The sequence below is a fragment of the Tabrizicola oligotrophica genome (genome assembly GCF_011008935.1).
Classification (GTDB): domain Bacteria; phylum Pseudomonadota; class Alphaproteobacteria; order Rhodobacterales; family Rhodobacteraceae; genus Tabrizicola_A; species Tabrizicola_A oligotrophica.
Map to the genome: position 1 here is coordinate 1 of NZ_JAAIVJ010000004.1, position 25,998 is coordinate 25,998.

A 25,998-nucleotide genomic window follows, 5' to 3' on the forward strand; every position below is an offset into this window, starting at 1 on the left:
TGTCGATGCCAGTGCCGCCGACCACCACCTCGGGCGTGCCGAGCACGGCGTAGATGTAGTCGTTGCCGTCACCGCCGTAGGAGGAATCCGAGCCGCCCGCGCCGTTGATGATGTCATTGCCGCCGCCACCGTAGATCGCGTTGGCGCCACTGGTGCCGGTCAGCGTGTCATGGCCGATGCCGGAGATCAGGTTCTCCATCTGGGTGAAGCTCTCGCCGGCGAAGTTGGTCAGCCCGGTCGTCAGGTTGACCGCGTAATTGCCGGAGAAGGCCGTGGTGTCGAGCGTGTCGATGCCAGTGCCGCCGACCACCACCTCGGGCGTGCCGAGCACGGCGTAGATGTAGTCGTTGCCGTCACCGCCGTAGGAGGAATCCGAGCCGCCCGCGCCGTTGATGATGTCATTGCCGCCGCCGCCGTAGATCGCGTTGGCGCCGCTGGTGCCGGTCAGCGTGTCGTTGCCGATGCCGGAGATCAGGTTCTCCATCTGGGTAAAGCTCTCGCCGGCGAAGTTGGTCAGCCCGGTCGTCAGGTTGACCGCGTAGTTGCCGGCGAAGGCCGTGGTGTCGAGCGTGTCGGTCCCGGCGCCGCCGACCACCACTTCGGGCGTGCCGAGCACGGCGTAGATATAGTCGTTGCCGTCACCGCCATAGGAGGAATCCGAGCCGCCGCCGCCGTTCAGGGTGTCATTGCCGGCGCCGCCAAATAGGGCGTCCGCGGCCGTAGTCGGGGCCGCACCGCCGATTTTTGTCACCGTAGCGGAAACAAAGGTGGGACCAATGAACTCGTTAGCGCTGGAGCCAAAGAAGCTTGCCATAATATCACCTTCTGGAGTTGGAGAATGGCATAAGGAGACAGCACCGAAACCGGTGTGCCTTTCGAGTGTCGAATCTATAGCTGCGCGCAAAGCATACTCTGAAACTCGGCTTTTCACAAACCTTGACACCCCCGGGCGACCTGCCCTGCCCCGCTGTCGGGCGTCCACGACCGCGGCCCGGCCGTGGTAGACATCAGGCGCGGGAACGCAGGCGGCGCCCTGGGGATCTTGCGCCTGGCGATAGCCCGTGGGGCCGCGCGGACAGCATGTCCCAGGTCGCGGTGTCGATGGGGATTCCCTGCTCGCGGGCAAGGCTGGCGGCGGCCGCGGCACTGCAGCCTTCGGCCAGGAAAATCGCCGGCAAACGGACGGTCAGGGCGTCGGGCGACAGGTGCAGCGTGGCAAACCCCGGCAGGGGTGTAGCCTGATGGGGTTTCCCCGGCAGTGAACAGGCGGGGGGGGAGGCGTCTCACCGCCCGGGGACCCGGGCGGCGAGCATGCTGGCCGAGTGGCCCGGTCAGGCCGAAAGCGCCGCGACGGCGTCTTCGACATGCTTCATTTCCTCGGCGCTCAGCGGCGGAACCGGCATGCGGCACAGGCCGGCCGGGCGGCCGGTCATGGCGCTGCCGGCCTTGGCGACCGGGTTGAACGGCAGCGTCCAAAGCAGCCGGCTGATCGGCCGCAGTTTCGCCCAGACCTTTTCAGCCTCACCATATTCGGTCGACTTCGACAGATCCCACAGCTTGCGGATCAGCGCCGGGGCCACGTTGCCCGAGCCGGTGAACAGGCCCGCCGCGCCGTTGACGATGGCGAAGAAGTTCAGGAAGTCGCAGCCGCAGAACACCTTGGCACCCTGACCGGCCAGCTTTTCGATCCGGCTCGGATCCGCGGTCGAGTCCTTGATGTACTTGATCCCGTCGATTTCCGAGAACCGGGCGTAGATTTCCGGGGTGATGTCAAACTGGGTATAGACCGGGATGTTGTAGGCCATGATCGGGGTCTTGACCGCCTTGGCGAGCTGTTCGTAGTGCCACCGCACCCCCGCCTCGCCGGGGCCTTCGAAATAGGGCGGCAAGATCAGAAGGGCATCGGCGCCGATGCCGTCGGCGTGTTTCGAATTCTCGACGGCATCCTCGGTCCGGATCGCCGAGGTCTGGGCGATCACCTTGGCGCGGCCGTTTGCGCGCTTCACGGCGACTTCGGCCAGCTTGCGCTTTTCGTCTTCGGCCAGGAAGGGGAACTCGCCTGTGCCACCGTTCACGGCGATGATATGGACGCCGTTTTCAATCAGCGAGTCGATGTTGGCTTCAAAGGACTTGAGGTCCAGCGAGGCTCCGCTGTCCTTGAAGGGGGTGCAGATCGGCACGCATACGCCAGTCAGGTCGGTCATTTTGTCTCTCCTTTGTGTTGCTTGCCCGGAGCGCGGGAAGCGGTTCTGGTTTCAGTCGGGGGTTCTGCCGGAAACAGGCACTGCGTCCGGCAAAGGTGGTAAAGTTGGCGAACGAGGGTGGGCTGTCCGCGAAAGCAGCCAGTCGATCACCCCGGCAAGGCCGCCTGCGTCGCAATGGCCGCCGGTGAACCGGGCAAGGCGCCGCGCCGCTTCGACGCCGTTTGCAACCGTCAGCGGCAGGCCTGCCCATCGCAGCATGTCGATGTCGTTTTCGCTGTCGCCCACAGCTGCGCAGTCAGCCGGGGTCAGGCCAAGCCGGGCGGCGATCTGCGCCGTGGCGACGGCCTTGTTCACGCCCTTGCGGACCACTTCAAGCAGGCCGGGGCCGGACCGGGTGATCGACACCGTGCCGCCGCAAGCCGCGGCGAGCTTGAACTGCGCGGCCGCCAGGTCTTCCGGTCGCGCGACCAGCATGATCTTGAACGGATCTTCCGGTATCGCCGACGGCGCGTTGACGAGGTCAAGGCAGTCCTGTGTCACCGCAGCCTGCCACCGGGCGGCGCTGGCGTCAGGCTCCAGCGCATAGACCGTATCGGTCCCGTACCACAGCGCGGCAAGCCCGGCAGCTCTGCCGCAATCGATGACGGAAAGGGCCGTTTGCCGATCAAGCCCGTAGCCATACCAGGGACGCCGATTGCCGGGAGTTCCCGACCACGCTCCGTTGAAGCAGATGGCCGGGCCATCGAGCCCGAGGGAGTGCTGAATTCGGCGCACCCCGACGGGCGATCTGGCAGAGGCAAGAACCACCCGGATGCCTGCCGCCTCTGCGCGCCGGATGGCCTGTGCCACCTTGGGCAGCAGCGCATGCGCCTGGGTCAGCAGGGTCCGGTCAATGTCGCAGAAAAGCAGCCTTGGTCGCAGGGTCATGCGGCAACCCCTTCCGGCGAAACCGCGCGGGCGGCGCGGACATGAACCCGCGGGCAACCGGCGCCAAGCGCAATCAGCGCCTCGTGTTCGTTCGTCGCTTCAAAGCGGGCCAGACTGCGGTAGGAGATGGAGGGTCCGACGATCTCGGCGATGCTGCCGACGCCGACATCCCCGAGACCCGTGACATCGACGGCCGTCAGATCCATCGACACCCGCCCGACCACGGGCACCAGCCGGCCGTTGAAGGCGACCTGGCCCTGGTTCGAGGCGCTGCGGCGATAGCCGTTCGAATAGCCGATGGACAGGATGGCGATCCGGCATTTGTCCGGGGCGTGCCATGTGGAAGAATAGCCAACCGGATCGCCCCGGGTCAGGTCGCGCAGCTGGACCACCGGCGCATAGACTGCCGCAGGTTCGGCCATCGGGTTGCGCTCTTCCGGCAGGGGATTGATGCCGAAGGTCGACTTCCCGGGTCTGGTGATGTTGCCGTGCAAGGCGCGCGACAGGAACAACCCGCAGGAATTCGCGATGGACAGGGGCGCCGGCGGCAACCGGCGCACCGCCGCCTTCAGCCGGGCAACCTGCGTGCGGCACAGCGTAAGGTCGATGTCATCGGCCGCGGCAAAGTGCGTCATGTAGGCCTGAACCTCCAGCGCCCCGATCGCGGTGGCCAGCGCTTCGATCTCGTGCGCGGCAAAGCCAAGCCGGTTCATCGCGGTGTCGATATGGACGAAGGCGCGCACCCGCTTTCCAGTGTGGTGCGCCGTCCGGACTGCGGCGTGCAGCTGTTCCGGCCCGTTGATCACCGGCACGATTCCGGCCGCCACCGCCTCTGCCATCGTGGCGTCCTGCGCCCCGTCCAGAACGGCGACAGTGCTGCCGGGGCGCAATCTCTGGCAAAGCAGATGCGCGTCATCCAGCCGGGCCGTGAAGAACAGATCGGCGCCGGCCTGTTGCAGGGCCTGCGCCGCTGGCAGCATGCCGTGGCCATAGCCATCGCCCTTCACCACAGCCGCCGTGCGCCCGGCGCTGCGCCGCGACAGCTGCAGGAAGTTCGCCTGAATCGCAGCGAGATCGACAACCATGACGGGGCCGCCGCGAAGACACCGGAGCGCTTCGGCCGGGAGAGCGCCATCGTTCACAGGAGCTGCCGTCATGGGTGTCATCGCTTTGGGCCTCAGCGCAACTGGATCCAGATCGACTTCTGCTCAAGGTACTGGTCATGCGCGGCCAGCCCCTTGTCCTTGCCGCCGAAACCGGATTCCTTGTAGCCGCCGAAGGGCATGGCAAAATCGCCCTCGGAGAAGCAGTTGACCGACACGGTGCCGGCGCGGAGAGCCTTGGCCATCCGGTGCGCCACGTTCAGGTTGTCGGTATAAAGCGACGCCGCCAGCCCGTAGGGCGTGTCGTTCGCCACCTTCAGCGCCTCGGCTTCATCCTTGACCGAGATCACCGACAGGACCGGGCCGAACACCTCTTCACGGGCAATAGTCATGTCGTTGCGGACGTTCTCGATGATCGTCGGCTGCACGAAATAGCCGCCGCTTTCCTCAAGAATGCGCTTGCCGCCGAAGGTGATCTTGCCGCCCTCGGCCGCGCCCTTGGCGATCAGGCCTGTGACCTTGTCGAGATGCCTGGCCTCGATCATGGCGCCAACGCGCGTAGCGGCGGCAAAGGGGTTGCCCACCGTCCAGTTGGCGAATTCGGCCTTCAGAGCCTCAAGCAACTGGTCGCGGATCGGTTCCTCGACGATCAGGCGCGAGCCGGCCGAGCAATTCTCGCCCTGACAGAACAGGATACCGATGGCGATCTGCTGCACGACCGGCGCCAGATCCTGCACATCGCGCATCACCAGCGCAGGCGACTTGCCGCCGCATTCCAGCACGACCTTCTTCAGGTTCGACTTTGCCGAATATTCAAGGAAATACCGCCCGACCTCGCCCGAGCCGGTGAAGCTGACGCAGTCGACATCCCCGTGCAGGCCGATGGCCTTTCCCGCTTCGTGGCCAAGACCCGGCACGACGTTGAAAACCCCGTCGGGAATGCCCGCCTCGCTGGCCAGCGCTGCCATGCGGATCAGGCTGAGCGAGGTTTGTTCGGCGGGTTTCAGCACGATCGAGTTGCCGCCCGCCAGCGCCGGGGCCAGCTTCCACATCGCCACAAAGATCGGGAAGTTCCACGGGATCACCGCCCCGACCACGCCAATCGGCTCGCGCACGATCAGCGACACCACATCGGCCGGGGTCTGGGTGGTCTGGTCGTGCAGCTTGTCGGCCAGTTCGGCGTGCCAGCGCAGGGTTTCGATCGAATCCGGCAGGTCGACGGCGCGGGCGTCCGAGATCGGCTTGCCGCAGTCCAGCACTTCGATCAGCGCCAGCTCGTCCTGATGCTTCTCGATCAGATCGGCAAAGCGTAACAGCACCTTCTTGCGGTCGCGCGGATGCATCTTGCTCCAGGACCCGGCCTCAAAGGCGCGGCGGGCGGCAGCGACGGCGCGGTTCACGTCCTCATCATCACCCGCGGCCACTTCGGTAATAACCTTGCCGGTCGCCGGGTTGACGGTGGCAAAGGTGCGGCCCGACGCGGCAGGTACATATTTGCCGTCGATGAAGGCCCGGGTTTCCAGTTTCAGCTTCGCGGCGGCAGCGGCGAAATCGATTTCATTGCTCATTGCAGCTCTCCTAGAAAGGGGATGGCCCGGGCGTTCAGCCCTTGGGCCAGGTGTCGGTCAGGGTGTAGCCTTCGGGGAAGGGATCTGTCGGATCGAGGACGTATTGCTTGAACCCCGTGATCCAGGCCCGCCCGGTGATCGCCACTTCGACCGAGGGCAGGCCGCCCGTGGTGCCGCTGGCGAGAATCTCGCCGGTGAATCTGGTGCCGATGATGGATTCATGGACAAAGCGTTCGCCTTCGGCGATGGCGCCGCGGGCATGCAGAAGCGCCAGCCGCGCGGTCGTGCCGGTGCCGCAGGGGGATCGGTCGAGCCGGCCGGGCGACACGATCACGCCGTTGCGCGAGGTCAGAACCCCACCTTCGCGCCGCAGCGGGCCGGCCCAAAGAGTCTGGTTCACCGTGTGGATTTCCGGATTTTCCGGGTGAACCGAAGGCAGTTGTTCGGCCGCTGCGGCCTTGATCAGTTCCCCGACGCGGCTGAGATCCGCGGCCTCGTCCGGCACGATGCCAAAGCCCATGTCGGCGGCGTCGGCGATGACATAGAGCATGCCGCCATAGGCCACATCGACCCGCAGCGACCCGTGGCCCGCGACCTCGATCATCGCATCGCGGTGCAGCACGAAGGCCGGGATATTGCGGAAGGTGACGCCGGTGACCTTGCCCCCCTCGCATTCCGCGCGCACCCGGATCAGCCCGCCCGGCGCTTCAAGCGTCAAGTAGGTGACCGGCTCGACCATCGGGATCATGCCGGTTTCCAGCAATGCGGTGACGGTGCAGATGGTGTTGGTGCCCGACATCGGCGGATAGGAGGCCGGCTCGATGATGACATAGCCGGCCTGCGCCTCGGGGTGCGAGGAGGGCAGCACAAGGTTCACGCATTGCGTGACCTTGCCACGCGGTTCATGCAGCAGGAAAGCGCGCAGCCAGTCGCCCTTGGTTTCCAGCCAGCGGGCCTTTTCGAACATGGTCTTGCCCGGCACATCCAGCACGCCGCCGGTGATGACATCGTTCGGCTCGCCTTCGGCATGCAGGCCGACGACAGTGATCATGCGGGAAAAGCGCATCGTGAAACTCTCCTTACTGCGCCCGATAGTAGGGCTGGGCGTCGGGTGGCAGCGGGCTGCGCCCGCGGATGTTGTCGGCAATCTTCTCGGCCAGCATGATGACGGGGGCATTCAGGTTGCCCGACACGATCTCGGGCATGATCGAGGCATCGACCACGCGCAGGCCCTCGACCCCGTGAACCCGGCCCTCGGCATCGACCACGGCGTTGTCATCGGTGCCCATCCGGCAGGAACAGCAGGGGTGATAGTTCGTCCCGGCGACGTTGCGCAGCCAGGCCCGGATCTCGTCATCGCTGCGCACCTCGGGGCCGGGGGTCACTTCGGCGCCGCGGAATTCGTCCCAGCCCTTTTGCGCGACGGTAGCGCGGATCGCCTTTACCGCCTGCACGCATTGCTCCAGATCGTCGGCGTTGTCGAAATAGTTGAACACGAACTTCGGGTTCGCCAGCGGATCGGCGCTGTCGATCCAGACCCGGCCTTCGGATCTGGGCCGCATCAGCGACAGGAAATACTGGAAACCGTTCTCAAGCTTGACGTTGCCGTGCTGGAACTCGCCCAGCATGGGCACGAATTCGAACTGCACGTTCGGGATGGCTTCGCTGTCGCGGGTGCGCATGAAGGCGCCAACCTCGAAGAAATTCGTCGCCCCGAGGCCGCGCTTGAAGAACAGCCAGTTTGCCCCAAGCCAGGCCTTGCCAAGTAGCGTCAGGTCCTTGGCCGCCGACACATTTTTGGTCGCCCGATACATGACAGGCGCCGCCACATGGTCTTTCAGGCCGCGCCCGACGCCCGGCAGATGCTGGACCAGACCGACGCCTGCGCGCTTCAAGTCGTCGGCATGGCCGATGCCCGAAAGCTGCAGCAGCTGCGGCGAGTTGATTGCGCCACCGCACAGGATGGTCTCGCGCTCGACCTCATACCGCACGCGGCCCTGCGCCGTCTGCACCGCGACGCGCACTGCCCTGCGGTTCGAGGTTTCGATCCCCAGAACCCGCGCGCCAGTCAGCACTGTCAGGTTGGGCTTCGGCGGCTGGGCGTGGATATAGCCTTGCGACGTCGACCACCGAATACCATTGCCGACATTGCGCTGCGTGACGTGAACTCCTTCCTGCTGATAGCCGTTGTGGTCGGCGACATGCTTCAGCCCGGTGTCCTGCCCGGCCCGCAGGAACGCATGATACAGCGGGTTTTCTGCCTTGCAGGTCTCGACGCGCATCGGCCCGTCGCCGCCGCGATAGGCGTTCGCGCCCTTGTCGAAAGTCTCGGCCTTCTTGAAATAGGGCAGGATCTCGGCATAGCTCCAGCCGGCATTGCCCATGGCCGACCAGTTGTCATAGTCCCACGGATTTGCCCGGACCCAGTTCATGCCATTGATCGAGGACGAGCCGCCCAGAACCCGCCCGCGCGCCTCGTGGATGGTGCGGCCGTTCAGCTGCGGCTCCGGTTGCGAGTTGTAAAACCAGTTGAACCTGTCGTTCATCAGCGGAAAGCCAAGGGCGGCAGGCATGCGGATGTAAAGGTGCCGGTCCGATGGCCCCGCCTCGAGCAGAAGAACCGAGGTGTTCCGGTCCTCCGCAAGGCGGGCCGCGATGACCGAACCGGCGGAACCGGAGCCGATCACCACATAGTCGTAACTCTTTGCCATTGCGGGTTCCTTCCGGTCTGCTGCCAAGATTTTCATTGCCACCTGCAATTCCATTGCCATCAGGCGGCGGTATGGCCGAGCGCCTTGGTTCGCTTGCCAAGTCGGATGAAGGTGGATTTGACGTCCATGAACTCGATCAGACCCTCGATCCCGTTCTCACGCCCGAGACCCGACCGCTTGTAGCCGCCGAAGGGCATCTGAGGGGCGCCGTCCAGATAGGTGTTCACCCAGACCGTGCCGGATTTCAGGCGCTTGGACAGTTGCAGGGCCTTGTCGACATCCTTGGTCCAAAGCCCGTTGCCAAGGCCGTAGGTGGTGTCATTGGCCAGCGCGACCGCTTCTTCGATGGTGTCGAACACCGTGATCGAGGCCACCGGCCCGAACACCTCTTCGCGGAAATAGGTCATCGACGGCGTGACATCGGCCAGAATGGACGGCTGCACGAAATAGCCCTTGCCAAAATCACCGTCGAGCTTGCGATGCCCGCCTGCGGCGATCCTGGCACCTTCCTTGCGCGCCGTTTCAATATGGCCGAGAACCGAAGTCATATGCGCTTCGTGGATGACCGAGGCGATATCCGCCGTCTCGTCCAGCGGCATGCCGACGCGCAGTTTGGCGGCACGTTCAACCAGCGCCTCGGTGAAATCCTTCGCGATGCGGCGTTCGACCAGGATGCGCGTCCCGGCCACGCATTCCTGCCCCGCGTTCAGGATGGTGCCGAAAAGCGCCCCGTCCAGCGCGTCGTCGAGATCGGCATCGGCAAAGACCACGTTCGCGGCCTTGCCGCCGAGCTCCAGCCCTGCCCGCTTGACCTGACGGGCACAGGCCGCGCCAATCTCGGTGCCGGCGCGGGTGGAGCCGGTGAACGAGATCATGTCCACCAGCGGGTGTTCGATCATCGCCGTGCCGACCACCGTGCCCTTGCCGGTGACAACATTGATGACGCCATCGGGAATACCGGCCTCGGCTGCCAGCCGCGCGATTTCCAGCGTCGTCCCCGAAGTCAGTTCCGACGGCTTTATCACCACCGCATTTCCGGCCGCCAGCGCATAGGGCAATTTCTGGAACAGCGTCACCGCCGGAAAGTTCCATGGCGTGATCATGCCCACCACACCACGCGGCTCATAAGTCACCAGACCGAGAGCGCTGTCGCCGTGATGGCTTTGCGCCCGCCCCGGAATTTCCCAGGCCAGGGCGGCGGCATAGCGGGCAAGGTTGGCACTGTGGGACAGCTCGCCCCGGGCATCGCGGATGGTCTTGCCCGCTTCCTCGGCCTCAATTACCGCCAGACGCTCGCGGTCGCGCAGGATCAGATCGGCCAGTGCCGTGATGCGTCCAGCCCGCTCCATGCCGGTCATCGCCGCCCAGCCCACTTGCGCCGCGGCCGCGGTTTGGGCGGCCCGGTCGACATCTTCGGCCGTGCCCGCGGCATAGGACGCGAGCAGGGCGCCATGGGCGGGCGAGCTGCGGGTCACGCGGTCAGGGCCATGCCCCACCGCGTCCTTGCCGCCGATCCAGTGGTGATACGCGCGCATCGTGCTTTCTCCGTCCTCAGGCCGCGACCAGCCGCAGGGCTTCGCGGCGCACCTTCACGCCGACACGCTGACCGGCCTGAACCCTGGTGCGGTCGACCACTGCGATCATGCGAATGTCACCGACGTTGAGATAGACATTGGTCGTCTGACCCAGCGGTTCGACCAGATCGACGACCGCCTCGAAATCCGCCTGACCTTCGCCGCCTTCCACCAACGAAAGATGCTCGGGCCGGATGCCGATATAGGCGGCCATCTTGGCCGGCGCGACGGGATTGGCGGTCAGTTCGGCATCCGGCAGCAGCTCGGCCAGAACCGGCAGGTCGCAAGCCATGCGGCCATCCGGCCTTGCGCGGGCCGGCAACAGGTTCATCGCCGGCGAGCCGATGAATTCGGCCACGAACTTCGTCTGCGGGCGCTCATACATTTCCAGGGGCGAGGCGATCTGCACCATGTCGCCATCCTTCATCACCGCAATGCGGTCGGCCATCGACATGGCCTCGATCTGGTCATGGGTGACATAGATCGTGGTGATCTTCAGCTCGGTCACCAGCTTCTTGATCTCGGTCCGCATGGTGGCGCGCAGCTTGGCGTCAAGCGCCGACAGCGGCTCATCCATCAGAAAGACGCGCGGGTTGCGCACCAGGGCGCGGGCCAGCGCGACGCGCTGGCGTTGCCCGCCGGAAATCTGCCCCGGCTTGCGGTCCAGAAGATGAGAGATTCCCATCTTCTGCGCAACGCTCTCGACCTTCGTCCGGCGCTCGGCCTCGGGGACACCGCGGACTTTCAGCGGGAACTCGATGTTGCCGCGCAGCGACAGGTGCGGATACAGGCCGTAGTCCTGAAATGCCATGGCGATGTCGCGGTGGCGCGGCTCTTCATAGGTCACGTCACGGCCCCCGATGCGGATCTCGCCCGCAGTCGGCAATTCCAGCCCGGCCACCATGCGCAGGGTGGTGGTCTTGCCGCAGCCCGACGGCCCCAGCATCACGAAGAACTCACCGTCCGCGATATCGACCGACACGCCCTTGACCACCTTCAGCGCGCCGAACGACTTCTCGACATTCTTGATTTGGACCGACATGAAATCTCTCCCTATCCCTTGACCGCGCCGAGCGTCAGGCCCTGCACGAGGTACTTCTGCATCATCAGGACCAGCACGATGACCGGCATCGACATGATCACCCCCGCCGCACAGGCCAGACCAAAGGCGATGGCCTTGGGCTTGATCGCGTTCGCCGCAATCACCGGAAGGGTCTTGGCATCTGACGATGTGAGCAGGCTGGCCAGCAGGAACTCGTTCCAGGCGAACATGAAGACGATGACCATGGTGGCGGCCAGACCCGGCAACAGGAGCGGCAGCGTCACGCGCCAGAACGCCTCGATCCGTCCGCAACCGTCGATCATCGCGGCCTCTTCCACCGATTGCGGAATGTCCTGGATGAAGACCCGCATGATCCACACCACGAAAGGCAGCCCGCTCAGCGTATAGACCGCAATCAGCAGCCAGGGCGTGTCGAAGATGCCCAGCCAGCGGGCGATCATGAACAGCGGGATCACCGAGACGATGGGCGGCAGCATGCGCACCGAGAGGATCTCGATCGCCATGGCGTTCTTGCCCTTGATGTCAAAGCGCGCCAGCGCATAGGCGGCCATCGTGCCGGCGATCATGGCCAGAAGCGTCGCAATCGTGACGATGAAAAACGAATTCCACAGCGCCTTGCCCGCCTCTGCCTCGAGGAAGAGATGAACAAAATTGTCCATCGAGGGCGCGAAGGTGAAGACCGGCGGGAAGGTCGAGCTGACCTCGTCGGTCTTGAAGGCGGAAGAGAACATCCAGTAGACCGGGAAGAAGAAGAACACGGTCACTGACACGGCGAGCAGCCAGAGGGTGACGGCACGGCGGCGTTCGCGGGCCTTGTGCCGGGCAAGCGTGGCAGACATCAGCGGGCCTCCTTTTCATTCACGATGCGCAGGAACCCCGACAGGTTCACGAAGATCAGCACTACAGCGAGGATGAGCAGCATCGTCACCCAGCTGAGGGCGGAGCCATAACCCAGGTCGAAGAACCGGAAGTTCACGCGCTGCAGGTAGATCGAGACGACATCGGTCACGAAATCCGGCCCGCCGCGGGTGATGATGTAGATCGTGTCATAAGTGCGGATCGCGTCGATGAGGCGCAGCAGGACCGCGATCACGATCACCGGTTTCAGCATCGGCACTGTGACCTGCCAGAAGGTCTGCCAGCCGCTTGCGCCGTCGATCTGGGCGCTTTCGAACGGGCTGCGCGGCAGCGACTTCAACCCGGCGAAGATGATGATGAACATGAAGGGCGTCCATTGCCACACATCCACCAGCACGACCGAAGCAAGGGCCGACCCGCGCGAGCTGCCCCATTGGAACGGCCCAAGCCCGACGATACCGAAAAGGTAGTTCAGCACGCCCAGTTCCGGCATCATCATGATCCGCCAGATCAGGCCGACGGCAATCGGCGTGACCAGCATCGGGATCAGGATCAGCGAGCGCATCAGCACAAAGCCGGGCAGCGGTCGGTTGAACAGGATCGCCATCAGCACGGCAAGGACAAGAGAGCTGACCACGCTCAGCGCGGTGAAGCCGCCCGTCACCAGAACGGCGTGCCAGAATTGGCCGTCGCTGACCACCTCGGCGTAATTCTTCAGCCCGACCCAGCCCTGGTGCGCGTTCGGATCGGTCGGCTTGGCGCCGGTGAACGAGATGTACAGCGAGTGCAGCAGCGGATAGACGCCGACCACGTTCATGATGACCAGAGTCGGGGCCAGCAAGATCCATGGCGCCCATTTCTCGCCCGCACGTTGGGCCTTTGCGGCACCGGCGTGCACCGTCGCGCTGCGGATGGCAGATTCAGCCATGGGATGGCTCCTCGACATCGATTTCAGACAGAGAGGATGAATGCGGAGGCCAGTTCAGGCAACAGGCCTCCGCGGCGGGCATCAGCCCGCTAGCACTTCCTTCACGCGGGCCTCGGCATCGGCCATGGCCTGCTCGGCCTCCTTGCGCCCGTTCACACCGGCGAGAACCTCTTCGTAGATCACGCGCTGAACCTCGACGGCATTCACTTCGCGGTAGGGCGGAATGGCCACCGGCGAGGTGCCGCGGGTCTTGAAATCGGCAAAGGCCTGCAAGGTCGGCGCCTTGGCCACGACCTCGGGATTGTCGATGTCGCGCTGCAGGCAAAGCGAGCTTTCCCCGGCCTCGCGCATGATCTCGTAGCCGCGGCCCTCGGTCATCCAGGCCATGAACTTGGCCGCTTCTTCCTTGTTGGCCGAGGCGTTGTTGACCAGCATCGACCAGCCCCCCACCATCTGCTGCTCATATTGCTCGGTCGGCGAGACGGTATAGCCGAACTTGCCCTTGTGCGGGCCGTCCTCCAGCCCCAGAAGCACGTCCGACCAGGTGATGATCATGGCTGCGCCACCCTGCTGCATGATCGACGAGCCTTCGGGATAGTCGAACCCTTCCACGCCGGCCGGGCAATAGGGCAGAACTTCCTTCAGCCGGTTGATCGCCTTCACGCCCTGGCCTTCGCTGTTGAAGACCACGTTGCGGTTTTCATCCAGAACGCCGTCATTGTGCGGCTCGATCTTGGTCATGCCCATCAGGCGCGAGCCCCAGTCGCCCGACGCGTGGGCGTCCTGCCCGCCAAGCAACAGGACGTTGCCCGCGACCTCGGCCGAATGCATCTTGGCCGCCGCCTCGCGGTAGTCGTCCCAGGTCTTCGGCACATCGAGACCGGCAGCCTCCAGCAGGTCCTTGCGGTAGGCGAGGATCGGCGTCGTCATCACCATCGGGATGCCATACCGCTTGCCGTTGAATTGCTGATAGCCGACCGAGGCCTGGGCGAGGTTCTCCAGCATCATCTGCGGCGCCTCGGTCATGGCCGCCATGATGTCGTCCAAGGCCGCCGCCCAGCCATTCGCCATCGGCTGCACGATCCACAGGTTGTCGGTTGTGACCAGATCAAAGGTCGAGGAGCCCTGGCTCAACTCGATCAGCATCTTTTCGTAATGAGCCTCATAGGGATTGGCCTCGCCGACGAGGCCCGCGCCCTTGTACTCGGCCGCAACCCCCGCGGTGAGGGCCTCGGCCCAGATCGTGTTGGAGTTCAGGATATTCAGCGAGGCCCCCTGCGCCATGGCACCAGTGGCGCGATAGGCCGCCAGGACCGAAGCAAGCGCCGCGGTCTGCTTCATGAACATCCGGCGGGAAACCGGGTGGTTGGACGTGAGTCCCATGCGTCATTCCTCCAAGTTGTTTTTGCAGCAGTTTTTTTTGGCGCCCCACGACCCCGGGGAATCGGAATCATGAAACCGATTTCATGAAATCAATTTCAATCCCCCTTGTCAACCCGTTTCTTCCGCGTCAGGATGGCGGAGCGGTGCAGGGGAAGGACCGGGGAGACATGCAAGAACGACCCAAGAGAGGTGGCCTGGCCGCCGTCGCAAAGGCGGCCGGCGTTTCGCCTGCAACCGTGTCGCGAGCCTTCAATCTCCCCGAGTTGGTGAATGACGCCGTTCGGGCGCGCATTCTGGCCGTTGCCGCCGAACAGCAATACCGTCCCGACCCCGCCGCGCGAGCGTTGCGATCGCGCCGCACCCATATGATCGGCGTCGCCCTTCCAACGCTGGACTACTCAATTTTTGCGCGCCTTATCAATCGGTTCCAGTCCAGATTTGCCGAAGAAGGCTACACCACCATCATTCTCACCACCGGCTTCGACAACCGCAACATCCATGACTCGGTGCAACTTCTTCTGGATCGCGGCGCCGAGGCCGTGCTGCTTGTCGGAGCGGTCGAGGACGCCAAGGTTAACGAGATCCTCGCTGAAACCCAGGTGCCGTTCGTGACCACCTACTCCTTTCCGAAAGGCAGCGCGGTTCCAGCGGTCGGCTTTGACAACGGTGAGGCGACGCAGGCGGCAACCGAACATCTGCTTGCGCTCGGGCATCGGCATTTTGCGATGATCGCCGGCCTGACCGATGGCAACGACCGCCAGCGCGACCGGATCGCCGCCTACAGGCGCTGTCTTGAGAGGGCGGGGGCAACCGGGGCGGACCGGGTCGTCTGCCACGGCTTCGACATGGCCGCGGGCGGCCGGGCGCTGGCCGAGATCATGGATCACTACCCTGACACCACGGCGATTGTCTGCAACACCGACATCTTCGCTGTCGGCGCCTATGCCGAGTGCCGCAAGCGGGGCATCCGCGTTCCGGACGATCTGTCCATCATCGGTTTTGACGATGCGGAATATGCCCCCCTGCTCGATCCTCCGCTGACGACGATCGCCGTACCGGCGGACGAAATGGGGCTCTGTGCCGCCGAAGCGCTGCTGGCCGCCTTGAAATCCAAGGCGCCGCCGCAGGAACGCTGCATGGACACCACGCTGACCCTGCGGGGCTCGACAGCCGCGCCGCGCCACAAGAGCTGAGAAGGTTCACGCGGAGCTTGAGAACGTCACGTTCGGGACCGGGAGCGCAGGTGCAGGCAGCAGCCACCACACCACGGCGCCCGACGGAGAACGCGGGCCACAGCGTACCGAACGCGCACAATGCGCCCGCAGGGCCGATCCGGAATTTATTGATTAATCAGGTCATTGGTGGAGCAGAGGGCCGCCATTCCGCCATTGCATCCGGTGACTTCCAAGCGCAACGACAATATCTAACTCAATAAAATACAGGCAGAAAATATCTAACAAAGTCGCATGCCATTGCATCCCATGACCTCAAGCGCTATATTCTTAGGTGGGTAAGATGGGGGCTATAAAATGCCGCGCGTTGCCAAGGAACTCGGACCGCTGGACGTAAAGCGGGCAGTCCATGCAGGGGGCAAGGGAAACACCATGCTTCCCGTGGGTGGTGTCTCGGGCCTTTACATGCAAATCACCCCCAAGGGCGGCAAGACTTGGATTTTGCGCGTGGCGATGGGTGGCAAGCGGGCCGAGATTGGCTTGGGCGGCTTCCCGACCGTGACCCTTGCCCAAGCTCGCGACAAGGCACGCGAAGCCCGTGACAAGATCGAACGCGGCATTGACCCCATGGCCGAGCGCAAAGCCGCCCGCGCCGCCTTGGCCACCGCCCAGCGCAAGGGCCTGACCTTTGCTGATGCGGCTAGCCACTACCTTGCCGCGAAGCTGGACGCATACAGGAATGAGAAACACCGCTACCAATGGCGCGCGACCCTAGAGCAACTTGCCTACCCGGTCTTGGGAAAGTTGCCCGTCTCGGAAATCACCGTGCAAGACGTGCTGCAAGTGCTGCACCCGATCTGGGCTGACCGCACCGAAACCGCATCCCGCCTTCGCGGGCGGATTGAGGCGGTTCTGTCTTGGGCAACCGTCTCGGGCCACCGGGCAGGCGACAACCCCGCGCGCTGGGCTGGCAACCTGAAGGAACTTCTCCCCGCGCCTTCCAAGATCAAGACGCAAAGCAATCAACCAGCCCTGAGCCTTGACGACGCCCCGCGCTGGTTTGCCGCCATTCAAGGCCGCGAAGGCTTTGGCGCACGGGCCTTGGAATTTGCCGCCCTGACCGCCGCCCGATCCGGGGAAGTGCGAGGCGCGATCTGGGCAGAGATCGACTTGGAGCGCGACTTGTGGGTCATTCCTGCCGAGCGGATGAAGATGGGCCGGGAACATCGGGTGCCCCTGCCTGCCGCCGCCGTGGCGCTGTTGAAGGCCCTGCCGAGGCTGGACGGGTGCGACATGGTGTTTCCATCGGCCAAGGGCGGGCAGCTGTCCGACATGACCCTAAGCGCCACTATGCGGCGCATTCATGAGGCCGAGATTGAGGCCGAGCGCCACGGCTTTCTGGACCGCGTGAACAAGCGCCCCGCCGTGCCGCATGGCCTTCGCAGCACCTTCCGCGATTGGGTGGCCGAGCGCACCACCTTCCCCGGCGAAATGGCCGAGGTGGCCTTGGCGCACCGGATCAGCAACGCGGTCGAAGCCGCCTATCGCCGGGGCGACATGATCGAGAAGCGCCGCCGCATGATGGCCGATTGGGCGGGGTATCTTGCCGGGGCCAAAGTGTCGGGCAAAGTTGTGAGGATTGGGGTTTGAACGCTTGGGGAATCCCTGACTGGCGCGACCCCGCCGCCTATGGACATACTACCGCTTGGAGCATTTTTAGATGGCGGTGGGAGTTTTATCGTCGTCGCCCTGATCTACGTGAATGGTATGACAAGGTGGCGGCGCAACTAAACCCTGGAAACGCCTTCATGCTTGAAGGAATCCCGCCGAACTGCATGCCAACCGCATCGCCGTTCGGTTACAAATACTGGTTGCCAGACCCGCGCATTTCCGACCACGACGAAGAGGCAATATTTGCGGATGATAGCGGGATGCACCCAAGCCGCCCTTGGGAGCCGGGGCCTTCATCTGTCGAGATTTGGACGCCTGCAACAAACGGCGCGGTGTTCTGCTTCGACTTGGACAAGCCGATTGAGGCCCAGCTTGCGAGGGCCCAGAGGTCGCTGGAGTTGATGCAGAAGCATTTGCATGGGCGGCTTGTTCAACGGCGTAAGCACCCAGCTAAATGGCTGGGCTATTTGCGAACTCTAGACGCCCGAGCTGATGGCGCATCTTGGTCTGAAATAGCCGTTCTGCACGCAAGCACGGCCCGAACTGAGCAAACAGCGCGAGACGTTTGGCAACAAGCGCAAGGTTTGTGCTTTAACTTCTAGCGTTGTTCCGCAATCCCCCTGCAGCAGCGTTTCGCAGAAATTGCATCCCATCAACCACCGTTGAAGGATGGATGCACCAATGCCCAAGCAGATTTCCAACCCGACTGACCGCCCGGCCTATGCCACCGACGCCGCCCTTGCAGCCCATTTCGGGGTGAACAAGGCCACCATCTGGGGGTGGGTGAAGCGCAATGGTTTCCCGGCCCCCGTAAAGCTTTCGCCGCAGATGACCCGTTGGCGCTGGGCGGATGTTGCCGCATGGGAAGCCGCGCAGACCGCCGCCGCCTAAACGAAAACCGCCACCGGGCGAGGGTGACGGCTTCTATTCGTTTGGACGGCGGACAGGCCCCAAGGATAGCGCACCCCGGCCCCGGCATCAATGCCAGAGGGCAACATGCACGATCTGACCTTTTCCGATCCGTCGCAGGTGAGCTGGGCCTGTGAGGCGCTGCTATCCGGGCGCACCATCGGGCACAGTGACGAAATCATCGAGGCGCAAGGCTGGCGACTGGCGGCAATCGTTCACCGCCTGAAACACCGCTACGGCTGGCCCATCTCGACCGAGTATGTCGGGCCGGAAAACCGGGCCTGCTACAAGCTGCAGCCCGGCGCTGACCGGGCCGCGCTGCGGTTTCCGCCCAGCGCCAAAGGGCTTGCCGACAGGCGGAAAGGCGATGCGAAATGACCGAACCGCAATACCCACCGTCGCCCTTTCGCATCACCTATGAGGGGTCAACCGCCCTGATCTGGCGCCGGATGGACAACGTCCTGATAGCGAAGTGCAATAAACACTACCTGCCGGTCATTGTCCGGGCCTTGGCCGAGGCCCTGCGCGGCTATCACCGAGAGGGCCAGGGATGAGCGAGGCACAAGAGCTTGTTCGCGTCCTTGGCGGGCAGTGGCGGGGGCATCACGGCAACGCCCCCTGCCCGGTTTGCCAGCCCGAGCGGCGCTCCGATCAGCGCGGGCTTTCGATCCGGTCCGAGGGCGGGCACCTTCTGGCCTATTGCCACAAGACCGGGTGCGACTTCCGCGACATTGTGAAGGCCGCAGGCTTGCCGCCCGAAGCCCTGCGCCATGACCCCGCGGAAGCCCGAAAAGCCGACGCCCAGCGCAAAGCCTATGCAGCCGAGCAACGGGCCAAGGCGCGCACGCTTTGGGCCTCTAGCGCCCCGATCTGGGGCACCAAGGGGGAAGCCTATTTGCGGGGCCGGGGCGTCACCTGCCCCTTGCCGCCTTCCTTGCGCTGGGCGGCTGATACCTTCCACGGGCCTTCTGGGCGATGGCTTTCGGCCATGGTCGCGGATGTTTCCACCGGGGGCATTCATCGCACCTTCTTTGACAAGGCCGGGGGCCGCATCGCGGGCAATGCCAAGATGATGCAGGGGCCTTGCGCCGGGGGCGCTGTAGCCCTTTCAGAAGGGCCGGGGCCGCTGGTGGTGTGTGAGGGTATCGAGACAGGCCTAAGCCTTCTGAGCGGCCTTCTGGACGGCCCTGCGGCGGTCTGGGCGGCCTTGTCCACCTCTGGCCTTCGCGCGCTACACCTGCCCGCCGATCTGGGGGCGCTGATTATCGCCGCCGATGGGGACGCACCAGGCCGCGAAGCTGCAACCGCCCTTGCCGAGCGGGCCTATGCGCTGGGCTGGCAAGTGTCGCTGTTGCCCGCGCCCGAGGGGCAAGACTGGAATGACGTTCTGAGAAAAGGGGAAGCCGCTTGACCACCGCCCAGAAGATAATCCCTTTCGCGCCCTTCGCCTTCCGGGCTTGGGAAGAGATCGACTTGGCGGCGATTCCGCGCCTGCGCTTTGTCTACAGCGACTTCTACGCCGCCGGGTATCTGAGCGTCACCTTTGCCGCGCCCAAGACCGGGAAAAGCCTTCTTGCCCTGTGTGAAGCGATTGACGCCGTGACCGGGCGGGGCATCCTTACGGCACGTCCGACCGGCCCAATCAAGGTGCTTTACTACAACGCCGAGGATGATTTGGCGGTGCTACAAGCCCGTGTTGCCGCCGTCCTGCACCTCTGGGGCATTCCTCAAGCGGAAATCGTGGGGCGCCTCTATCTCGAATCCGGGGTGGCATCGCAAAACCCGGTTGTGTTGATCCGGGGTGAGAAAGGCGAGATTGTGGAACCCGCCTTCAGGTGCATTGAAGATCTGATCCGGCGCGAAGGCATCGCCTTTGCGGTCTTTGACCCGCTGCAAGACCTGAGCCATAGCCCCGAGACAAACGAGGCCTTCCGAGCGCTGGGCGGGCGCATTCGGGCGCTTGCATCCGCCACAGGGGCCGCGATTGGTCTTGTCCACCATACCCGAAAAGCTTCCCCCGGCATTACCCCCACGCTTGACGATGGCCGGGGCGGTTCTGCGCTTCGCGGGGTAGCCCGGTTCAATCGTTTGCTACTTCCCATGACCGAAGCCGAAGGGGTGCAGGCGGGCATTGACGACTTCCGGCGCTTCTTTCGCATCGGGGAAGCCGAAGCCAACCTGGCCCCGCCTTCTTCCGAACGGAACCGCTGGTTTGAAAAGCTGGGTGTGCAGATTGCCAACGGGGCCAATATCGCCACCATCCGGCCTTGGACATGGCCCGACCATTTCGCAGGGGTGACAGTGAACGACGCCTGCAAGGTGCGCGCTGCGATTGCTGCCTGTGACCCGGCCCCGCGCGAAAATGTGCAGGCCACCGATTGGGCAGGCAAGGTTGTGGCCGAGGTTCTGGGCCTTGATCTGGGCAGGAAAAGCGACAAAGCCCGGATTGCCGCGATGCTTAAGACGTGGCTGGAAACCGGGGTTTTGGCCCGTGAAAACCTGCCGATCGGCACCAATCGCAAGTCGGTTTCTTGCATCACAATCGGCCGAAATGACCCTTCCGAAAGGCTGGAATGATGGCCGCGTTTGCACCCACCTGCACCCACTTGCAACCACCTTGCACCCACCTGCGGTTTTTGCCTGCAACCTGCACCCACCACCCCCCCCTTATGGGGTGTGGGGTGGTGGTGGTGGCAAGCATATGACTGGAACGAAGCACCCACCTGCACCCACCTTCGCGATGCAATCACAGGGGCCGATTTGCGGGCTTTCCGCAAAGCTGCCAAACTGACCCAAGCCGATCTGGCAAGCTGCGCCGGGGGCGAATGCCGCAACAAGTCAGAACCGGGCAAGCGCCGCTGCAAGCTTCACGGCGGCAAATCCACCGGGGCCAAGACGCCCGAGGGACTGGCCCGCATTGCGGCTGCACAGGTGAGGCGCTGGGCGGCATATCGCACCGAGGAAGCCGGGAAGGCACCCTAAGATTACCCTAAGGTTTCACGTCTGCCCCATGGGCTGTTGCGGGCATCGCGGGCGGTGCGCACCGCACAACAAATCAAAGGTTCGCACCCCCGATAATCAAGGCGGAGAAAAAAAATCTCTTCATGAGGGGCACGCGGGTCCGGGGCGGGGAAACGCGCCAGACTTTGACCGCCCCCCTGTCACCCCAAACTTGGGGCGAGCCTACCCCTTCACCGCCACCCCCGGCCCGGTAGCCACCTGCCCGGCTTCAAGGAACTGGATGCCTTGGGCCTCAAGCGCCTTGCGGATGGCTTCTGCGGTTGAAAGCTGCAAGCCGCTCTTTCCCGTCTCGAAACGGTTGATCGTGGTGAAGGATACTCCGGCCAATTCGGCCAAGTCCCGCACGCCGATTTGAAGGGCGGCGCGCGCCATGCGGAGTTGTTCCGGCTTCATTTGCATACCCTGTATCACTTTTCGCTAACGTGGTAGTTGACTAAGCGCTTACCCTGTATTAGAACTACAACACAGTAAGCGAAAACGCAAACGGAGTTGCTGCCATGTTTGACCGCGCCGCAATCATGAATGAAGCCTGGACCATCGCCCGCCGCTTCGCTGGCAACCCTGAGACTTGGGGCCAGCGCCTTTCCCGCGCCCTTAAGCTGGTCTGGTGGAATGCGAAGGTTGCAGTGCGCCTTGCAGCCGAAGCCGCCCAGCGCGCCGCCGCCCGTGCTGCCAAGTGGGGGGCGCTGACAATCCCCCAAATTCGCGCCGCGATTGTCGATTTGGAGAACCGCGACTTTCTTGGGCATGCGGGCCTTCTGGAATTGTCCGAAGCGCAAGCCGCCCTTCACGCCGCCGTGGACAGCGAAGCCGCCGCCGATCTGGACGCCAAGCGCGCGCTTATCGCTTCTGCCGGCGGCCGCTTCTGCACCGTGATTTTCACGAAAGCCGATGGCACCGAGCGCGCGATGAAGGTGCAGCCCGCCGCCCTGAAATTCCACGTCAAAGGCGATACCGCCACCGAGGCAGGCAAGAAGGCCACCGCCACCCGTGCCGAGCGTCACCCCCACCTGTTGCCCGTCTGGGATGCTGACAAGCGCGCGCCCCGATCTGTCAATCTCGCCACCATCCGCGAAATCCGGGTGAACGGCGCAACCCATAGCTTCCGGGCGGCTTGATTGCCGCCCCACCTGACCCCGAAAGGAAAACACCCATGACCGAAGCCAAGCCTGACCTTCTCGACATTGCCGATCAGATCAGCATCGCCCGCAACTTTGTGGACTTGATCCACCTGGCGCATGCTCGCCCCGAGGGGGGCCCGACCGCCACCGCCGCTTTCCATGTTTCCGGCTTGCTGCAAGTCGCGCTGGACATGCTTTCCACCTTCAATGCCGCCAAACCGAAAGAGGGTAGCCAATGACCCGCCTTGCCCTTCGCGCCGCAGCTTCGCTTCGCATCAATCTGAATTGGGCCTTTGACCCTGCGACCGCATGGAAGCGCCGGGAACCGTTGTTCCTCAAAACCAACCTCCTGCCCTGAAAGGATTGACCAAATGACGACTGCCGACCGCGCGGGGTGGGTTTCCACCCCCTTCCTTAACCCCGAAAGCCTTGCCTGCCGGGTGGTGCAGCCATGAACGCGCAAGAGGCAACCAATCGCGCCTACGATCTGCAAAGCTTGTTGCGTATCCTGTCGCTTGCCACCGATGGCCAGCAAATCGCGGGCAAGACCTTTGAGGACTGTGGCGGGGGTTCCGTTCTGGATATGGCGGCCGAAATGGCCGGGGAAATCGTGGAAGCCTTAGAGGCGCTGCAACGGGCGGAACTGACAAGGGCAAAGCCTAAGCCTGAATAAGAGCCGCCCGCTTGCCCTAAGATAACCCAAAGGCCCCGCCCAGTGCGGGGCTTTTGCATTCGGGGCAGTGATTGTTAGACTGGCCCCATGACCCGCCGATCTATCCCGCCCGTGACCTTGCCGAGAAAACTTGGCCGATCCGGGCTTGCATCCGGGTGCCGAGCTTTGGCTTTGCCGGGGTGGGCATAGACCCCCACCGATGGCTAACAAAGGAACTCGGGCCGCATGGCTACGCGATGCATTCCCCTGGCCGCCCCCGATCCGAAAGCACCGCCGTGTATTTCAGGACGCTAGAGGATGCGGCGCGTTTCCTTGCCGCCTTCCCAAGCCTTGAACTTGCCGACGACACAAGCCCAGCGCAGGGCGGCCTTGGATCGACACCGATCTAACCCAAGCGTTTTCAAGATGGGGGGCTTTTAGGCGGGTATGGCGCGCGAATTGCCATTTTTCACAATAAGATCAATGGTCATTGGTGGAGCAGAGGGGGATCGAACCCCTGACCTTATCATTGCGAACGATACGCTCTCCCAACTGAGCTACTGCCCCAATGACCTGAGGCGTGATCTGGCCTATGCGGCGGCGAATGTCAAGCGGTCGGCGAGGGAGAAAGGGCGGGCATTGCGGCCCGCCCTCTGCCTTTGGCGCCCGCGCGCGCCTTTGGGTCCGGCGGCACGCGGGGAGCGGGTCAGCCGCACTCGGGATGCTCAAGGATGTCTTCCGGGTCGTCACAGCCCGAGCCGCCGGGGACACGGGGCTTGCGGCGCTTGTCGACGGCAGTCTGCAGGGTCGTTTCAAGCGCGGTGATGGCGGTCGCCCTCGGGGCTGCGCTGACCGGGGCAGTCAGCGTGAAGGCAAGCGCGGCGAGGGTTGCAGTCAGGATCAGGGGCTTCATCGCAGGGACCTTTCGGATTGGTGTTTCGATGAAACTACCCTGCCCGATTCGGCCCTGCTCCATAACGGACCAAGGGCTTGCGATCTTTGGGGCCGGTCACGGACCTTGGTCCGGCCGCCACCGGCCCATGGTCAGCCTTTCAGATGTTCGCGCGCCAGCATCGCCGCCTCGACCCTGTTCCTGACATGCAGCTTTTGCAGGATCGCGGTCATGTAATGCTTCACCGTCTTTTCCTGCAGGTCGAGCGTCTGGCCGACCTCGCGGTTCGACAGGCCCTGCGCCACCAGCCGCAGGATGTCCTCCTCGCGCCTGGTCAGGTCTTCCAGCGGATTGGCGGGGGCGCCACCGCGCGCGCGCATGCCCATCAGAAGCCGCCCCGCCAGCCCCGGCGAGACATAGGATTGCCCCTCGGCCATGCTCCGGACCACATCGACCAGTTCCCCCGCGCCAACGCCCTTGAGGACATAGCCCAGCGCGCCCAGCCGCAGGGCCTGCATAAGGTCGTCGTCCTCTTCCGAGGCGGTCAGCATGGCAACCTTCGGCGGTTCGGCCAGCTGGGTGATGCGGGCCAGCGCCGGCAAGCCACCCCCCTTGGGCATCGAGATGTCGAGCAGCACCAGATCGGGGCGGCAGTCCGCAACCACCGCCACCGCCGCCTCGCCATCGGCCGCCTGCCCCACGACGTCGATGCCGCCCGCGTCGGCCAAGGTGCGGGCCACGCCCTCGCGGTAGATCGGGTGATCGTCCACCAGCACCACACGAATTGCCTTGTCCATCACACCCCCCGCAAATCCAGCGTCATTGCCAATTCCGCCCCGCCGCCCGCGCGGTTCAGCGCCATGAACTGGCCGCCGAGACTTTCCACCCGGTCGGCCAGTCCGGCAAGGCCGAGGGTCGTCCCATCGGCCCCGGCCCCGGGTGGCGGCGCGGCAAAGCCCGGGCCACGGTCGGCCACGGCAAGCCTCAGCTCATCCGCCGTCACCTGCAACCGCACCTCCTGTTCCTTGCCCCCGGCATGGCGCCAGCCGTTGTTCAGACCTTCCTGGACGAACCGGTAGACGCAGATCTTCACCGCGTCGGGCAGGTCGACCCCGGGGGCGACGTGCGCGTCCACCTGCACCTCGGTTCCGGTCCGGGCTTTGTGAGCATCGGCCAGCCCCTGCACCAGATCGGCCAGCGAGCGCCGGTCGACGTCGGGCAGCGACACCCCGCGCGAAATGGTGCGGACTTCGGCAATCGCATCCTTGACGGCACGGGCGACTTCATCCACCGCGGGTCCGGCCTCGGGGCCTGCCGCCTTGCGCAAGGCGTCCAGGCGCAGCGCGGCAAAGCCCAGAAGCTGCGCCGGACCGTCGTGCAGATCGGCCCCGATGCGCCGCAGGGTCTGGTCGTTCATCGCGGCAAAGCGCGCCGCCGCGCCCTGCACCCGAAGCCGCAGCGCGACATTGCGTGCCGACATGTCGGACAGCGCGGCCAACTGGCTGTCGATGGTGCGCGACCCGCGCAGCACGACGGCAAACAGGCTTGCCGCGATCGCCAGCATCACCAGGGCCACCGTGGCCCAGCTGGCCAGCCTGGCTCGCGCCAGATCGGTCTTGAGCTGGGTGGCCACCTCATAGAACTCGGCCACGGCGATCACGCGCCCGGTCTCGATGTCGCGGATCGGCGAATAGATTTCCAGCAACGGCACGCCCAGCGCATTCTCATGCGCATCCTCGGGGTCGCCGGTGTCTTCGAAATCGGCCCGCACCTCGCCGGACCAGGCGAGTTTCAGGTTCTCGGTCGGCGGAAAGGTATGGCCCACAAGCGCGGTGTTCGAGGCATCGACCAGCAGCCCGCCCGTGCGCCAGATCTTGAAGCTGACGACACGGCGACCCAGCGCCGTGCCCGCCAGAAGCGCGCCGATGCTGCGCCGGCTTGCCTCGGTCAGCCGCTCGCTGCGGGCAAGGTCCTGGGTCAGGGGCGCGACGAAGCTTTCCATGTAAAGCGCGGTCGCATTGGCGGTGTTCCTGACCACCACTTCTTCGATCCGGCCCGAGACAAACCAGCCGACCAGAAGCGTCGCCGCCAGCATGACGACACCCCCTGCCAGCGCGAATTGCCGCGCCAGCGACAGGCCCTCCCAGCCCTTGCGCCGCCAAAGATCGTCCATCCGCCCCCCGCCGTTTCCAGCAAGACTAGCGGGCCGCACCGCCCGCCCCTAGCGGATTTTCTGTGCGA

27 protein-coding genes and 1 tRNA gene are annotated in these 25,998 nt (G+C 64.4%); 11 read left to right on the forward strand and 17 right to left on the reverse strand.

Annotation, left to right across the window (positions count from 1 at the left end; translation table 11 throughout):
- From G4Z14_RS08580 to G4Z14_RS08635, 12 genes are all read right to left on the reverse strand, one after another.
- Positions 1–814 (reverse strand): calcium-binding protein (locus tag G4Z14_RS08580; RefSeq protein WP_407703819.1); only part of this gene is annotated, 814 nt, incomplete at its 3' end.
- Positions 815–1,331: 517 nt separating this feature from the next.
- Complete coding sequence (locus G4Z14_RS08585; RefSeq protein ID WP_164624732.1) at positions 1,332–2,204, reverse strand: dihydrodipicolinate synthase family protein; 873 nt, start codon at positions 2,202–2,204, stop codon at positions 1,332–1,334.
- Between the two features lie 51 nt (positions 2,205–2,255).
- Positions 2,256–3,131 carry a Cof-type HAD-IIB family hydrolase gene (locus tag G4Z14_RS08590; protein ID WP_164624734.1) on the reverse strand — a complete coding sequence of 292 codons (876 nt, stop codon included), beginning with the start codon at positions 3,129–3,131 and terminating at the stop codon, positions 2,256–2,258.
- Complete coding sequence (gene alr / locus G4Z14_RS08595; protein WP_164624736.1) at positions 3,128–4,216, reverse strand: alanine racemase; 1,089 nt, start codon at positions 4,214–4,216, stop codon at positions 3,128–3,130. The genes G4Z14_RS08590 and alr overlap by 4 nt, the downstream gene beginning before the upstream one ends.
- A gap of 92 nt (positions 4,217–4,308) precedes the next feature.
- On the reverse strand, positions 4,309–5,802 hold the full coding sequence (locus G4Z14_RS08600; RefSeq protein ID WP_164624738.1) for an aldehyde dehydrogenase: 1,494 nt from the start codon (positions 5,800–5,802) through the stop codon (positions 4,309–4,311).
- A gap of 34 nt (positions 5,803–5,836) precedes the next feature.
- Positions 5,837–6,868, reverse strand: coding sequence for a proline racemase family protein (locus tag G4Z14_RS08605; RefSeq protein WP_164624740.1), 1,032 nt, complete (start codon positions 6,866–6,868; stop codon positions 5,837–5,839).
- A 13-nt stretch (positions 6,869–6,881) separates the two neighbouring features.
- Positions 6,882–8,513 (reverse strand): choline dehydrogenase, encoded by a 1,632-nt coding sequence (locus G4Z14_RS08610; RefSeq protein ID WP_164624742.1) that lies wholly within the window; start codon positions 8,511–8,513, stop codon positions 6,882–6,884.
- Between the two features lie 59 nt (positions 8,514–8,572).
- On the reverse strand, positions 8,573–10,048 hold the full coding sequence (locus G4Z14_RS08615) for an aldehyde dehydrogenase family protein (protein ID WP_164624744.1): 1,476 nt from the start codon (positions 10,046–10,048) through the stop codon (positions 8,573–8,575).
- A gap of 16 nt (positions 10,049–10,064) precedes the next feature.
- Positions 10,065–11,129 carry an ABC transporter ATP-binding protein gene (locus tag G4Z14_RS08620; RefSeq protein ID WP_164624746.1) on the reverse strand — a complete coding sequence of 355 codons (1,065 nt, stop codon included), beginning with the start codon at positions 11,127–11,129 and terminating at the stop codon, positions 10,065–10,067.
- Between the two features lie 11 nt (positions 11,130–11,140).
- A complete protein-coding gene (locus G4Z14_RS08625; protein WP_164624748.1) occupies positions 11,141–11,989 on the reverse strand; it encodes a carbohydrate ABC transporter permease in 849 nt (282 codons plus the stop codon).
- Positions 11,989–12,936 carry a carbohydrate ABC transporter permease gene (locus tag G4Z14_RS08630; protein WP_164624750.1) on the reverse strand — a complete coding sequence of 316 codons (948 nt, stop codon included), beginning with the start codon at positions 12,934–12,936 and terminating at the stop codon, positions 11,989–11,991. The genes G4Z14_RS08625 and G4Z14_RS08630 overlap by 1 nt, the downstream gene beginning before the upstream one ends.
- A gap of 81 nt (positions 12,937–13,017) precedes the next feature.
- On the reverse strand, positions 13,018–14,319 hold the full coding sequence (locus G4Z14_RS08635; RefSeq protein ID WP_164624751.1) for an ABC transporter substrate-binding protein: 1,302 nt from the start codon (positions 14,317–14,319) through the stop codon (positions 13,018–13,020).
- A gap of 167 nt (positions 14,320–14,486) precedes the next feature.
- Between G4Z14_RS08635 and G4Z14_RS08640 the strand changes: the two genes are divergently transcribed.
- The 8 genes from G4Z14_RS08640 to G4Z14_RS19165 all read left to right on the forward strand — a co-directional run bounded on the left by G4Z14_RS08640 (position 14,487) and on the right by G4Z14_RS19165 (position 21,053).
- Positions 14,487–15,512: a LacI family DNA-binding transcriptional regulator gene (locus G4Z14_RS08640; RefSeq protein WP_164624753.1), complete on the forward strand. Its 1,026-nt coding sequence runs from the start codon at positions 14,487–14,489 to the stop codon at positions 15,510–15,512.
- 411 nt (positions 15,513–15,923) lie between these two features.
- Positions 15,924–17,141 carry a tyrosine-type recombinase/integrase gene (locus G4Z14_RS08645; protein WP_227751616.1) on the forward strand — a complete coding sequence of 406 codons (1,218 nt, stop codon included), beginning with the start codon at positions 15,924–15,926 and terminating at the stop codon, positions 17,139–17,141.
- 702 nt (positions 17,142–17,843) lie between these two features.
- Positions 17,844–18,053, forward strand: a complete 210-nt coding sequence (locus G4Z14_RS08650; RefSeq protein ID WP_227751617.1) for a helix-turn-helix transcriptional regulator — start codon at positions 17,844–17,846, stop codon at positions 18,051–18,053.
- Between the two features lie 105 nt (positions 18,054–18,158).
- Positions 18,159–18,449, forward strand: coding sequence for a hypothetical protein (locus tag G4Z14_RS08655; RefSeq protein ID WP_227751618.1), 291 nt, complete (start codon positions 18,159–18,161; stop codon positions 18,447–18,449).
- Positions 18,446–18,625, forward strand: a complete 180-nt coding sequence (locus G4Z14_RS08660) for a hypothetical protein (protein ID WP_164624760.1) — start codon at positions 18,446–18,448, stop codon at positions 18,623–18,625. The genes G4Z14_RS08655 and G4Z14_RS08660 overlap by 4 nt, the downstream gene beginning before the upstream one ends.
- Positions 18,622–19,482, forward strand: a complete 861-nt coding sequence (locus G4Z14_RS08665; protein WP_164624762.1) for a toprim domain-containing protein — start codon at positions 18,622–18,624, stop codon at positions 19,480–19,482. Before G4Z14_RS08660 ends, G4Z14_RS08665 begins: the two co-directional genes overlap by 4 nt.
- Complete coding sequence (locus G4Z14_RS08670; RefSeq protein WP_164624764.1) at positions 19,479–20,648, forward strand: AAA family ATPase; 1,170 nt, start codon at positions 19,479–19,481, stop codon at positions 20,646–20,648. The genes G4Z14_RS08665 and G4Z14_RS08670 overlap by 4 nt, the downstream gene beginning before the upstream one ends.
- 99 nt (positions 20,649–20,747) lie before the next feature.
- On the forward strand, positions 20,748–21,053 hold the full coding sequence (locus G4Z14_RS19165; protein ID WP_321573019.1) for an HGGxSTG domain-containing protein: 306 nt from the start codon (positions 20,748–20,750) through the stop codon (positions 21,051–21,053).
- A gap of 201 nt (positions 21,054–21,254) precedes the next feature.
- Here G4Z14_RS19165 and G4Z14_RS08675 read toward each other — a convergent pair whose 3' ends face one another.
- On the reverse strand, positions 21,255–21,485 hold the full coding sequence (locus G4Z14_RS08675; protein ID WP_227751619.1) for a helix-turn-helix domain-containing protein: 231 nt from the start codon (positions 21,483–21,485) through the stop codon (positions 21,255–21,257).
- Between the two features lie 125 nt (positions 21,486–21,610).
- Between G4Z14_RS08675 and G4Z14_RS08680 the strand changes: the two genes are divergently transcribed.
- From G4Z14_RS08680 to G4Z14_RS08690, 3 genes are all read left to right on the forward strand, one after another.
- A complete protein-coding gene (locus G4Z14_RS08680; protein WP_164624766.1) occupies positions 21,611–22,210 on the forward strand; it encodes a hypothetical protein in 600 nt (199 codons plus the stop codon).
- 35 nt (positions 22,211–22,245) lie between these two features.
- Positions 22,246–22,452, forward strand: coding sequence for a hypothetical protein (locus G4Z14_RS08685; RefSeq protein WP_164624768.1), 207 nt, complete (start codon positions 22,246–22,248; stop codon positions 22,450–22,452).
- Positions 22,453–22,664: 212 nt separating this feature from the next.
- Positions 22,665–22,886, forward strand: coding sequence for a hypothetical protein (locus G4Z14_RS08690; RefSeq protein WP_164624770.1), 222 nt, complete (start codon positions 22,665–22,667; stop codon positions 22,884–22,886).
- A gap of 470 nt (positions 22,887–23,356) precedes the next feature.
- Here G4Z14_RS08690 and G4Z14_RS08695 read toward each other — a convergent pair.
- The 4 genes from G4Z14_RS08695 to G4Z14_RS08710 all read right to left on the reverse strand — a co-directional run bounded on the left by G4Z14_RS08695 (position 23,357) and on the right by G4Z14_RS08710 (position 25,930).
- Positions 23,357–23,432 (reverse strand) — tRNA-Ala (locus G4Z14_RS08695).
- Between the two features lie 139 nt (positions 23,433–23,571).
- On the reverse strand, positions 23,572–23,778 hold the full coding sequence (locus G4Z14_RS08700) for a hypothetical protein (protein WP_164624772.1): 207 nt from the start codon (positions 23,776–23,778) through the stop codon (positions 23,572–23,574).
- A gap of 131 nt (positions 23,779–23,909) precedes the next feature.
- Positions 23,910–24,554: a response regulator gene (locus tag G4Z14_RS08705; protein ID WP_164624774.1), complete on the reverse strand. Its 645-nt coding sequence runs from the start codon at positions 24,552–24,554 to the stop codon at positions 23,910–23,912.
- On the reverse strand, positions 24,554–25,930 hold the full coding sequence (locus G4Z14_RS08710; RefSeq protein WP_164624776.1) for a sensor histidine kinase: 1,377 nt from the start codon (positions 25,928–25,930) through the stop codon (positions 24,554–24,556). The genes G4Z14_RS08705 and G4Z14_RS08710 overlap by 1 nt, the downstream gene beginning before the upstream one ends.
- Positions 25,931–25,998: the final 68 nt, after the last annotated feature.

What these genes read in the sequence shown, in the direction of transcription:
- G4Z14_RS08620 (WP_164624746.1), bottom strand. Translation starts at nt 11,129, where the DNA reads ATGTCGGTCCAAATCAAGAATGTCGAGAAGTCGTTCGGCGCGCTGAAG.
- G4Z14_RS08705 (WP_164624774.1), bottom strand. Translation starts at nt 24,554, where the DNA reads ATGGACAAGGCAATTCGTGTGGTGCTGGTGGACGATCACCCGATCTAC.
- G4Z14_RS08630 (WP_164624750.1), bottom strand. Translation starts at nt 12,936, where the DNA reads ATGGCTGAATCTGCCATCCGCAGCGCGACGGTGCACGCCGGTGCCGCA.
- G4Z14_RS08605 (WP_164624740.1), bottom strand. Translation starts at nt 6,868, where the DNA reads ATGCGCTTTTCCCGCATGATCACTGTCGTCGGCCTGCATGCCGAAGGC.
- G4Z14_RS08615 (WP_164624744.1), bottom strand. Translation starts at nt 10,048, where the DNA reads ATGCGCGCGTATCACCACTGGATCGGCGGCAAGGACGCGGTGGGGCAT.
- G4Z14_RS08655 (WP_227751618.1), top strand. Translation starts at nt 18,159, where the DNA reads ATGCACGATCTGACCTTTTCCGATCCGTCGCAGGTGAGCTGGGCCTGT.
- alr (WP_164624736.1), bottom strand. Translation starts at nt 4,216, where the DNA reads ATGGTTGTCGATCTCGCTGCGATTCAGGCGAACTTCCTGCAGCTGTCG.
- G4Z14_RS08675 (WP_227751619.1), bottom strand. Translation starts at nt 21,485, where the DNA reads ATGAAGCCGGAACAACTCCGCATGGCGCGCGCCGCCCTTCAAATCGGC.
- G4Z14_RS08610 (WP_164624742.1), bottom strand. Translation starts at nt 8,513, where the DNA reads ATGGCAAAGAGTTACGACTATGTGGTGATCGGCTCCGGTTCCGCCGGT.
- G4Z14_RS08650 (WP_227751617.1), top strand. Translation starts at nt 17,844, where the DNA reads ATGCCCAAGCAGATTTCCAACCCGACTGACCGCCCGGCCTATGCCACC.
- G4Z14_RS08635 (WP_164624751.1), bottom strand. Translation starts at nt 14,319, where the DNA reads ATGGGACTCACGTCCAACCACCCGGTTTCCCGCCGGATGTTCATGAAG.
- G4Z14_RS08625 (WP_164624748.1), bottom strand. Translation starts at nt 11,989, where the DNA reads ATGTCTGCCACGCTTGCCCGGCACAAGGCCCGCGAACGCCGCCGTGCC.
- G4Z14_RS08600 (WP_164624738.1), bottom strand. Translation starts at nt 5,802, where the DNA reads ATGAGCAATGAAATCGATTTCGCCGCTGCCGCCGCGAAGCTGAAACTG.
- G4Z14_RS08690 (WP_164624770.1), top strand. Translation starts at nt 22,665, where the DNA reads ATGAACGCGCAAGAGGCAACCAATCGCGCCTACGATCTGCAAAGCTTG.
- G4Z14_RS08590 (WP_164624734.1), bottom strand. Translation starts at nt 3,131, where the DNA reads ATGACCCTGCGACCAAGGCTGCTTTTCTGCGACATTGACCGGACCCTG.
- G4Z14_RS08700 (WP_164624772.1), bottom strand. Translation starts at nt 23,778, where the DNA reads ATGAAGCCCCTGATCCTGACTGCAACCCTCGCCGCGCTTGCCTTCACG.
- G4Z14_RS08585 (WP_164624732.1), bottom strand. Translation starts at nt 2,204, where the DNA reads ATGACCGACCTGACTGGCGTATGCGTGCCGATCTGCACCCCCTTCAAG.
- G4Z14_RS08640 (WP_164624753.1), top strand. Translation starts at nt 14,487, where the DNA reads ATGCAAGAACGACCCAAGAGAGGTGGCCTGGCCGCCGTCGCAAAGGCG.
- G4Z14_RS08685 (WP_164624768.1), top strand. Translation starts at nt 22,246, where the DNA reads ATGACCGAAGCCAAGCCTGACCTTCTCGACATTGCCGATCAGATCAGC.
- G4Z14_RS08710 (WP_164624776.1), bottom strand. Translation starts at nt 25,930, where the DNA reads ATGGACGATCTTTGGCGGCGCAAGGGCTGGGAGGGCCTGTCGCTGGCG.
- G4Z14_RS08680 (WP_164624766.1), top strand. Translation starts at nt 21,611, where the DNA reads ATGAATGAAGCCTGGACCATCGCCCGCCGCTTCGCTGGCAACCCTGAG.
- G4Z14_RS08665 (WP_164624762.1), top strand. Translation starts at nt 18,622, where the DNA reads ATGAGCGAGGCACAAGAGCTTGTTCGCGTCCTTGGCGGGCAGTGGCGG.
- G4Z14_RS08660 (WP_164624760.1), top strand. Translation starts at nt 18,446, where the DNA reads ATGACCGAACCGCAATACCCACCGTCGCCCTTTCGCATCACCTATGAG.
- G4Z14_RS08645 (WP_227751616.1), top strand. Translation starts at nt 15,924, where the DNA reads ATGCTTCCCGTGGGTGGTGTCTCGGGCCTTTACATGCAAATCACCCCC.